At 36.4% G+C, this 11,860-nt stretch carries 4 protein-coding genes; all 4 read right to left on the bottom strand.

Annotation, left to right across the window (positions count from 1 at the left end; genetic code table 11):
* Positions 1-171: 171 nt before the first annotated feature.
* Positions 172-1,095: an outer membrane beta-barrel protein gene (locus tag H8R24_RS16730; RefSeq protein ID WP_187021378.1), complete on the bottom strand. Its 924-nt coding sequence runs from the start codon at positions 1,093-1,095 to the stop codon at positions 172-174.
* 244 nt (positions 1,096-1,339) lie between these two features.
* Positions 1,340-5,866 carry a DNA polymerase III subunit alpha gene (gene dnaE, locus H8R24_RS16725; protein WP_187021380.1) on the bottom strand — a complete coding sequence of 1,509 codons (4,527 nt, stop codon included), beginning with the start codon at positions 5,864-5,866 and terminating at the stop codon, positions 1,340-1,342.
* A 152-nt stretch (positions 5,867-6,018) separates the two neighbouring features.
* The gene (locus H8R24_RS16720; protein ID WP_187021382.1) at positions 6,019-6,852 is read right to left on the bottom strand and encodes a porin family protein; all 834 of its coding nucleotides are present in this window, start codon (positions 6,850-6,852) and stop codon (positions 6,019-6,021) included.
* Between the two features lie 79 nt (positions 6,853-6,931).
* Positions 6,932-11,860, bottom strand: a 4,929-nt coding sequence (locus H8R24_RS16715) for an MBG domain-containing protein (RefSeq protein ID WP_187021384.1), incomplete at its 5' end; no start/stop codon positions are given.

Genomic DNA, 11,860 nt, shown 5'->3' with positions numbered 1-11,860 from the left:
GTTGTTGTATTAACATCTAAAAAACACTTATAATTAGACTTAAATATAAGAAAAAAGGAGTAGAAATCCATAGATATATACTCCTTTTTAGGTCTTAATTTATTAGAAACACTTTTTCAGTGCCCTCCTTTTCAGAAGGCCCTTTATGTAAAACAAAATATTTTTCAATAATTAAAGACTGTATTTCAAACCTAAAGTCAAACCTAAACCGCTAATTCCAACGTATGAACTTAATTCATCTTTTGGTTTTGTACTATCTAAACCACTTGGATTTGTCAAATCGTTATTAGAATTTACATCTAAACGGTTCACATAATTAGTATGCACTTGAGCAGTTGACCTTGTTGCTAATGCATCATTTCCATTTACTGTAAACGCAGTCGTTTCTTTAGTTTTACCATGAACCGTAAAATTACGGTACTCTAACTCTGCAAACGCCGAAATATGTTTCCCTAATTTATATGAAGTTCCCAACGCTGCCGTAAAACCAATAGTAGGATTTGGCTTAATTTGATCTACACTACGTACATTTCCATAAACATACGAACTTGTAGCTGAGTTATAAGCTACAGCTGGAGTCGCGTCAGTTGTAATTTCTAAATCTCCGTGAATAGGAACAATTACACCCACTTTAGTATATGGCTCAAAACCGCTGTGCTCGCCTAAAAACAAAACCAAGGCAGGAGCAACATCAAAGGCAGTTATTTTACCCACTGACTTAAAGTTGTAAATCGTTGGCGTATTTGCATCAGTAGAAGTTTGCGCCATTGTCTTATCTGTACTTGAGTAATAATTCACTCCCATTTCGACACCTACTCTTGCATTAAATCGATACCCCGCAGCAATTCCAGTTCTAAAACCTTCACCAAAAGATCCAGTTACACTCTCTTCTGACACTAATTTTCCTCCTACATACGTTTTATTCAAAGGCAAATTCCCTCCCACCGTTGGGAATTCAGTCGCGGCAGTCTGCCCAAAATAAGAACCTCCTACTTTAAAGTACCAATTCTCTTTTTTGGTGTCATTTTTATCTGTTTGCCCTAACATTGTCATTGAACATACCATTAACCCTAGTATGAATAAATTCTTTTTCATAATATTTTTTTATTTTATTGCTAACAAAATTAAATAAATTTAAATGTAGCTTTTGTTAAATTAAGCAAAGAAATGTTAATTAAAAAAACAACAACTGCATCGCTATAATACTCAGATTTTTACAAAAAAACATTAACATATCAATTCTAAAAATACTGTTAAAAATCAAAGCTCTCACCCTTTAAAACAAGTGAAAAACCAGTTAAAATCTCAAACTATAACGATTACTTAACACATTGGAACGCTAATTAAGTTTAAAATTAATCTGCATTTTCTCCAATTCAAATAACAACTCATTGGAGATTTTAACCTTTAACCGCCTACTTTGCATAGTCAACTTAGTCACTACTTTTATCTCTTCAACTTCTGTAACCGCAACTGGAGTAGCCTCCTCATCACCATCAACTGTATCATCAACTTGTTCTACAAAATCCTCGCCCTCGGGAGAATCAACAACAGCAGCTACTAACTTTTTTATTTTTTCTAACTCCATTACTTCAAACGTAACTTGGCCCTCTCCTTTATTCTCCTGAAACAAGTGGCTCAACTTATGTATAAATTCGGTTTGCAAATCGGTAATATTCAATAAAACGACTAGCTTTTTAGCAAAAACATCCAAAACATCCTGTAAATACTGCACCAATACAAACTGAATTCTAGGATCGCTCTTTTTACCTGTATCTTGATTGACCCAGCCTTCTTTCACTAAAACCTTCAAAAAAGTAAAGTTGTTTTGAATAAAAAAGTGTCGGAATTTAAGATATTCTTCTCCAAAAATCTTAAACTCATAACTCTCATCATAGCCTTCTAGCGTAAAAATCCCCCAACCTTTTCCGTTTTTGGCCACACGGTGCTGCACATTATGGATAATACCACCCATAGCTAGTGTTTTACCCACATGTTGATCTAAATTACGAAGCGCCTCTAACTTAGCATTACAAAAATGCTTCATTTCAAACTTATAATCGTCTAACGGATGACCTGAAATATAAATACCAACCACTTCTTTTTCTTTGGCCAGTTTCTCCATCGTGCTCCAGTCTTCACAAGGTGGCACAACAGGTTCTTCAATTTGAACATTACTCGCTTCGCCAAATAAACTTACCTGAGAGCTATTTTCATTTTCTTGAAATTTAGCACCATACTTAATCGCTTTTTCATAAAAGGTAATACCGTCCCCTTCATCATGGAAATATTGCGAACGCAAAGTCCCTTCAAAAGAGTCAAAACCTCCCGCAAGAATTAAGTTTTCTAATGCTTTTTTATTGGCAGCACGTAAATCAATACGCTTTGTTAAGTCAAAAACCGACTTGTACTTTCCATCTTTTCGATTCTCTACAATAGTATTTACAGCACCTTGACCAACTCCCTTAATGGCTCCCATTCCAAAACGGACCGCATAATCATCATTTACTGTGAATTTATAGAACGATTCATTTACATCGGGCCCTAATACTTGCAATCCCATACGCTTACACTCTTCCATAAAGAAAGTAACTTGCTTAATATCACTCATATTATTTGAGAGAACAGCAGCCATATATTCGGCTGGGTAATGCGCTTTTAAATAAGCCGTTTGATATGCAATCCAAGCATAACAGGTAGAGTGCGACTTATTAAAGGCGTAACTCGCAAATGCTTCCCAGTCTTTCCAAATTTTCTCTAAAACTTTAGCATCATGACCTTTGGCAGCAGCTTGCTCTACAAACTTAGGCTTCATCTTATCCAAAACCTCTTTTTGCTTCTTTCCCATCGCCTTACGCAAGACATCGGCCTCACCCTTGGTAAAATCAGCCAATGATTGCGACAAAAGCATCACCTGCTCTTGGTAAACGGTAATTCCGTAGGTTTCTCCTAAATATTCTTCACAGGCATCAAGATCGTATTTGATTTCCTCTTCTCCATTTTTTCTTCGAACAAAAGAAGGAATATACTCTAATGGTCCCGGACGATACAAAGCATTCATGGCAATTAAATCCCCAAAAACAGTGGGCTTTAAGTCCTTCATGTATTTTTGCATTCCAGGCGACTCATACTGGAAGATACCTACTGTTTCCCCGCGCTGGAATAATTCGTATGTTTTTACATCGTCAATAGGAAATGTATCGGGATCGAGTGTGATTCCGTTACGGTATTTCACTAATTTAACGGTATCTTTAATCAAAGTAAGGGTCTTCAAACCCAAGAAGTCCATCTTTAACAATCCAGCACTTTCGGCCACGGAGTTGTCAAACTGAGTTACATATAAATCGGAATCTTTGGCAGTTGTTACCGGAACGAAATTAGTAATGTCCGATGGCGTGATAATCACCCCACAAGCGTGAATACCCGTATTACGCATGGAACCTTCCAGAATCTTAGCTTGTTGAATGGTTTCACCGGCTAACTCATCTGAATTTGCAATAGCGATTAACTCTTTCACATTATCAAATTCATCTGATCGCAATGCTTTTTTGACATCTTCTTCCTTTTCGGATATAAAACGAGCTAGATTCCACTTAGAAGGCATCATAGCCGGAATTAACTTGGCAATCCTATCAGCTTCAAATAACGGTAAATCCAGTACACGAGCCGTATCACGAATGGCCGATTTGGTAGCCATTTTACCGTAAGTAATAATTTGTGCTACTTGATTGGCACCATATTTTTTTATTACATAGTCCATAACACGACCTCGGCCTTCATCATCAAAGTCAATATCAATATCGGGCATGGACACACGATCCGGATTCAAGAAACGCTCAAAAAGCAGGTCGTACTTAATAGGATCAATATTGGTAATTTTTAAACAATAAGCCACGGCTGATCCCGCTGCCGATCCACGCCCTGGCCCTACAGAAACATCCATCTCTCTAGCCTTAGCAATGAAATCCTGAACAATCAAGAAGTAACCCGGGTAACCCGAGTTGGAAATGGTCAATAATTCAAAGTCCAAGCGTTCTTGAATAGACTCGGTTATTTCACCATATCTTTTCGCAGCTCCCACCATAGTCAGGTGCCTCAAATAAGCATTTTCCCCTCTTACCCCATTATCTACATCATCTTCGGGATTGACAAACTCAGCTGGAATATCATATTTAGGAAGCAATACATCACGGTAAAGCGAGTAAATTTCAACCTTATCAACAATTTCTTGAATATTAATAATTGCATCCGGCAAATCAGCAAAGAGTTTTTTCATCTCATCCCCTGACTTGTAATAATACTCCTGATTAGGCAATCCATAGCGATAACCACGACCACGACCTATAGGCGTAGCTTGCTTTTCACCATCTTTTACACAAAGTAAAATATCGTGTGCATTCGCATCTTCCTTTTTAAGGTAATAGGTATTATTTGTACCAATTAATTTTACTTCATGCTTTCTAGCAAATTCAACCAAGGTTTTATTAACCCTGTTCTCATCTTCTTGATTGTGGCGCATGATTTCGAGATAAAAATCATCTCCAAATTGAGCCTTCCACCACACTAAAGCTTCTTCGGCTTGGTTTTCACCAAGATTTAAAATCTTACCCGGTATTTCACCGTATAAATTTCCAGAGAGCACCATAATGTCCTCTTTGTACTTTTCGACTATATTTTTATCAATTCGGGGTACATAGTAAAATCCGTCAATGTTAGCAATCGACGACATTTTGGCTAGGTTATGATATCCATTTTTATTTTTGGCCAATAGCACCACTTGGTAGCCGTTGTCTTTTTTACTCTTGTCTTTATGGTTTTCACAAATATTAAAAGCGCAACCTACAATAGGTTTAATTTCCGTTTCGGTAGGTTCCTCGCCACTTTCGACCAAGGTTTTATTTTTGGCGGAAGCCGATTTATTATGATTCATAACCGCGCTCACAAAATGGAAAGCTCCCATCATGTTTGCCGTATCAGTCATTGCTACTGCTGGAAAACCGTTTTTGGCAGTAGCCGCAACTAGCGGTCCAATACCAATAGTAGACTGTAAAACCGAAAACTGGGTGTGATTGTGTAAATGGGCAAACTTGGCCTCAGCCAAAACTTTAGTATTCTCTAAAAGCTCGTCTTTAGAGATTCCAACACTTCCTTTATCTCCAAGCTGCTGGCGAATGCGATCAGAAGCTTGTTTTAAATTGATGTGTTTTAATCCGATGAGTTGAATTTCTCTTGGATTTTTATTTTGGAATTCCTGAAAATAACTCGCAGGAACATCTAGTTCTTCTTTTGTAAAACGCTCTCTTCTAATCAACTCTAAAAAACAACGCGTAGTTGCTTCCACATCCGCAGTTGCGTTGTGTGCTTCAGAGAAAGGTTTATTAAATAAATATTCGTGTAACTCTGTAAGTGTAGGCAATTTAAACTTACCTCCACGACCTCCAGGCAATTGCAATAATTTAGCCGTAACCTCCGTACAAGTATCCAGCACCGGCATAGTGGCCATAGGCGAGGCTACATCCATACGATGCAACTCGGCTCCCATAATATTGACATCAAAACCTAGATTTTGTCCCACAATAAATTTAGCTTTACCTAAAGCTTCATTAAACTTCTCTAAAACTTCGGCAAGATCAATTCCTTCGGCTGCAGCCAACTCGGTTGAAATTCCGTGAATACGCTCTGCATCATAGGGTATATTAAAACCTTCGGGTTTAACCAAATAATCTTGATGTTCAATGAGTTTTCCCATATCATCATGCAACTGCCAAGCAATTTGTATACAACGTGGCCAGTTGTCTGAATCTGTAATAGGCGCATCCCAACGCTTTGGCAATCCTGTTGTTTCGGTATCGAATATTAAGTACATAGCTGGAATTGAGTGGTTTATAATTTCTCGATTTCTCGAAAAACGAATGTCAAATTTAGTTCTTTTAAAGCTACAAACAATAGGCAAAATCATAAAAAAACAAAAGGCCTTGATTACTCAAGACCTTTGACAATTAATTTTAAAAAAAAAATTTATTTAAAATTCCATCCTAATGTTAGACCAAATGCTACAGGTTGAATTTTTGCATTTTTATCAGTACTGTACAGCCCGTTTGCTTTTCTATTCTCTGCAGAAGTTGGATTATAACCTAAATACGATTTATCTTGATCTTGATTAAGAATAGAACCGTATCCTTTTTCAAGGAACATTGCTGCATATAGCGCGTTCTTTTTACCGATATCAAATGTAAAACCCAATTCAAACATACTCATTACAATTCCCTTAGTTTGATACTCCCCAGAAGCTGAATAGTTACGTTGACCACCAAAACCATACTCTGGTAAATCAGTAATATTCAAATTAACATCTGGATAATAAGCACTTCCATTTACTGAATTTGCTGTTGCTTCGATTTTATAATTTACAGGCAAAAAGTATTTAGCCCCTGCTCTAAAATTAAAACCAACCCCTTTATTAATATTTGTGCTATACTGCACAAAAAGAGGAATCTGAACAGCATGCAAGGTTTGTTCTTCCTTATAATTACTAGTCGTTACATTATATACAAAAGCAGAAGTAGCAGCATCGACCTCAAACCTACTTAGAGTTACTGACGAATTACTCAAATAAACCTGTTGCTTGTATTGTGCAAATTCTACCCCTGATCCAATACCAATATGATCTGTCAGGGAATAAATATAACCCACTTTTACCGCTCCTCCAAGTCTATTCCCTGCAGTCGTTCCTTTCACATCACTTTGAATATTCCCGATTCCTGATTGTGCACCTATATAAAACTGAGCAATCATTCCCTGAGAAATTAAAAAGGCTGTAATTCCTATTATGTTTTTAACATTAAATCTCATACTTATACGTGTTTTTTTTTTGCAATAGAATAATCCATCCTCATTACTATTTAATAAGGATTTCATATTCCTAAATTAGTTAATTTCTTACCAAAAGATTTTTCGTGAACACCTTACCATTAGATAAAGTAAGTCTCACAATATAAATACCGTCTACACTTGGTGCAATCATATTAATTGTGCTCTCATTAACTACTTTGTCTGTAATTAATGACCCTAGTATGTTGAATACTGTAACACGAGCATTTTGGATTTGAGCAGCCTCTATATTGGTGATTAATTGGTAGCCTGAGTTACTTCTTACTGGATTAGGGGCAATATTCATGATTTCTACTATTCCACTAGACGCTAAAACTAACGGACAAGTTCTTATCAGTGTCCCGTCTTTTTTTGTTGCAACTGCATAGTAAGTACCGTTTAAAGCGCTTGCTTCTTTGAAATATTGCGCTGTTTGGCCAGCAACTACTAGTCCGTTTTTGTACCAACTATAAGACACGAATTCATTTGAGCTATTGTCAAAGAAAATAACAGTATCAAATTGTTTTCTAATCAAATTTGGCTGGCTATTTACAATTGGCAGTACAATACTTGGTGCTGCATTGTAATTATTATTCCCTTGTTGATTAGCAGTTATAGTTGCAAAACCATAATTACCAAAGTTTAGCACACCATTTGAAACAGTGGCAACATTACTATTAGATGAAGTATAGCTTATTGGCAAACCACTATTAGATGTTGCTGTTAGAACAATTGATGCTGAGCTACCACAATCTGAAACTAAGGTTTGATTCCAAGTAATTACTTGATCCGCTTTTGTGATAAAATAGATTGCAGGCGCAAAAGTAACAGCATAATTAACTCCAGCATTTAATGTTCCTTGTGTAATCGCATACGCACCAGCGTTTTCACCTGCTGTTCTTGATAAAGTTCCTGTAAAATTATCTGTTCCTAGTAAACTAGGTGTAGCAGTGTATGTCAAAGGAACGTCTGTTGTTCCGTAAACTTTAGTTTTTGCAGCTGCAGTAACCATGATGGGTTTTGCTTTGATTTCAAACGTATTGGAACCAGCTACTGTCAATACATAGTTTGGTCCTGCAGATAAATTTCCTATTGTGTAGGCGTAAGTTCCAGCGTTTGTATTTGCTACACGACCTAAACTTCCTGTAAAACTATTTCCTGCAAGCAAGACCTCACTTGAAGCATACGTAAAAACAGGGTCTTGAGCACCGTACTCTTTTGTTTGTCCAGCAGTTGCTATTATAGTAATTGGTTTAGCTGTAATTGTAAAATCTGACGAAACAAAATTAATTACATAATTAGATGCAGCACTTAAAGTGTTTTGCGCTATTGCATAACTACCCACATTCTGTCCTGAAACTCTTGACAAAGCTCCTGTAAAAGTATCTGTTCCTACTAGACTTGGAGATACTGAGTACGTTAAACTAGGATCTGTTGTTCCGTAAACTTTAGTTTGTGAAGCATCAGCTGTTACTGTGATTGGTTTTGCGGTAATAGCAAAATCTTTAGCTACATAAGTTATAGTATAATTAGAACCTGCACTCAAATCTCCTTGTTCAATTGCATAAGTACCCGTATTCTCACCTGCTACTCTTGTCAAAGTTCCTGTAAAAGTATCTGTTCCTACCAGACTTGGCGAAACTGAATACGTTAAACTAGGATCTGTTGTTCCGTAAACTTTAGTTTGTGAAGCATCAGCTGTTACTGTGATTGGTTTTGCGGTAATAGCAAAATCTTTAGCTATATAAGCAATTGTATAATTCGAACCAGCACTTAAAGTGTTTTGCGCTATTGCATAACTACCCCTATTCTCTCCTGCAACTCTTGCCAAAGTTCCTGTAAAAGTATCTGTTCCTACCAGACTTGGAGAAACTGAATACGTTAAACTAGGATCTGTTGTTCCGTAAACTTTAGTTTGTGAAGCATCAGCTGTTACTGTGATCGGTTTTGCAGTAATAGTAAAATCTTTAGCTAAATAAGTAATAGTATAATTAGAACCGGCACTTAAGTCATTTTGTTTAATTGCATAACTACCCACATTCTGTCCTGAAACTCTTGACAAAGCTCCTGTAAAAGTATCTGTTCCTACTAGACTTGGAGAAACTGAATACGTTAAACTAGGATCTGTTGTTCCGTAAACTTTAGTTTGTGAAGCATCAGCTGTTACTGTGATTGGTTTTGCGGTAATAGCAAAATCTTTAGCTACATAAGTAATTGTATAATTAGAACCTGCACTTAAAGTGTTTTGCGCTATTGCATAACTACCCCTATTCTCTCCTGCAACTCTTGCCAAAGTTCCTGTAAAAGTATCTGTTCCTACCAGACTTGGCGAAACTGAATACGTTAAACTAGGATCTGTTGTTCCGTAAACTTTAGTTTGTGAAGCATCAGCTATTACTGTAATTGGTTTAGCGGTAATAGCAAAATCTTTAGCTACATAAGTAGTTGTATAATTAGAACCAGCACTTAAGTCATTTTGTTTAATTGCATAATTACCCACATTCTCTCCTACAACTCTTGTCAAAGTTCCTGTGAAAGTATCCGTTCCTACCAGACTTGGAGAAACTGAATACGTTAAACTAGGATCTGTTGTTCCGTAAACTTTAGTTTGTGAAGCATCAGCTATTACTGTAATTGGTTTAGCGGTAATAGCAAAATCTTTAGCTACATAAGTAGTTGTATAATTAGAACCAGCACTTAAGTCATTTTGTTTAATTGCATAATTACCCACATTCTCTCCTACAACTCTTGTCAAAGTTCCTGTGAAAGTATCCGTTCCTACCAGACTTGGAGAAACTGAATACGTTAAACTAGGATCTGTTGTTCCGTAAACTTTAGTTTGTGAAACTTCAGCTGTTACTGTGATCGGTTTTGCAGTAATAGTAAAATCTTTAGCTAAATAAGTAATAGTATAATTAGAACCGGCACTTAAGTCATTTTGTTTAATTGCATAATTACCCACATTCTCTCCTACAACTCTTGTCAAAGCTCCTGTAAAAGCATCTGTTCCTACTAGACTTGGAGATACTGAGTACGTTAAACTAGGATCTGTTGTTCCGTAAACTTTAGTTTGTGAAGCATCAGCTGTTACTGTGATTAGTTTTGCGATAATAGCAAAATCTTTAGCTATATAAGCAATTGTATAATTCGAACCTGCACTTAAAGTGTTTTGCGCTATTGCATAAGTACCCGCATTCTCACCTGCTACTCTTGTCAAAGTTCCTGTGAAAGTATCTGTTCCTACCAGACTTGGAGAAACTGAATACGTTAAACTAGGATCTGTTGTACCGTAAACTTTAGTTTGTGAAACTTCAGCTGTTACTGTGATTGGTTTTGCGGTAATAGCAAAATCTTTAGCTACATAAGTTATAGTATAATTAGAACCTGCACTCAAATCTCCTTGTTCAATTGCATAAGTACCCGTATTCTCACCTGCAACTCTTGCCAAAATTCCTGTGAAAGCATCTGTTCCTACCAGACTTGGCGAAACTGAATACGTTAAAGTAGGATCAGTTGTACCGTAAACTTTAGTTTGTGAAGCATCAGCTATTACTGTAATTGGTTTAGCGGTAATAGCAAAATCTTTAGCTACATAAGTAATTGTATAATTAGAACCTGCACTTAAAGTGTTTTGCGCTATTGCATAGCTACCCACATTCTGTCCTGAAACTCTTGTCAAAGCTCCTGTAAAAGTATCTGTTCCAAACAGACTTGGCGAAACTGAATAAGTTAAACTAGGATCAGTTGTACCGTAAACTTTAGTTTGTGAAGCATCAGCTGTTACTGTAATTGGTTTTGCGGAAATAGCAAAATCTTTAGCTACATAAGTAATAGTATAATTAGAACCTGCACTTAAAGTGTTTTGCGCTATTGCATAACTACCCACATTCTGTCCTGAAACTCTTGTCAAAGCTCCTGAAAAAGCATCTGTTCCTACCAGACTTGGCGAAACTGAATACGTTAAACTAGGATCAGTTGTTCCGTAAACTTTAGTTTGTGAAGCATCAGCTGTCACTATGATTGGTTTAGCTGTGATTGTGAGCATAATATCTTTTGTTGCTGCAGTATAATCTCCAGCAGCAACTTGAGTAGCTCTTATTACAACAGTTCCAACAGTCTTTAATACTACCGTTTTATTAGTTATTCCAGACAAAATCACTTCTCCAGTTCCTTCAACAACTGAATAACTAATTGTACCAGTTGAATTTGAAGTAGCACCTAAATCAAAATTAATATCCCCATAGGTTTTATTGATATTTTCAAAAGTAAGTAATGGGACATAACTTAAATCATTGATTGTAATCGTAAAATCTTTTTCAAAACTTAAACCTCCTTGATCAGTTGTTTTTAGACGAATTGAGTAAGAAGACTTGGTTTCAAAATCTGGACTAGCATTGATTGTTAAAACATTGTCCGTGATTGTAAAGGATGCATTGTCTGGAAAGTTTTCATTATCAACAAAAGCATAAGTAAAGGCCTCTCCTGTATTCAAATCTGTAGAAGTTAAATCTCCAACTTTTGCCTCAGCTGTGACATTTTCATCCACACTTGTAGCCGACAGGACTATGGCTGAAGGCGCTACTTTTTCTTCAATAATTTTAAAATCTTTCCAAACGGTCTTAGCTTGATATAATGGTTTTGTGCCCGCAGGAACATGTAACTCGACTAAAGAAAGTTCTAATCCAGAAAAAACTGATGTATCAACAATCACTGGAATTGCAGCTGATGTTGTCCAATATGCAGTTACAAAATTTATTTTATCGCATAAATAAAAAGCAGCTGGTTCAATAGATGTAACGGAATTCCCTATTGTTAACGAAGTTAAATTCTCGCATAAAAAAAAAGCATATGGTTTAATAGCTATATCGCCTGTGGCAAGAGAATCACCTATTGTTACAGTATTTAAGCTATTGCATAAATAAAAAGCAGCTGGTTCAATAGATGTAACGGAATTCCCTATTGTTAACGAAGTTAAATTCTCGCATAAAAA

The organism is Flavobacterium muglaense, assembly GCF_014305155.1.
GTDB lineage: Bacteria > Bacteroidota > Bacteroidia > Flavobacteriales > Flavobacteriaceae > Flavobacterium > Flavobacterium muglaense.
This window is presented reverse-complemented; position numbering and strand designations above follow the sequence as displayed.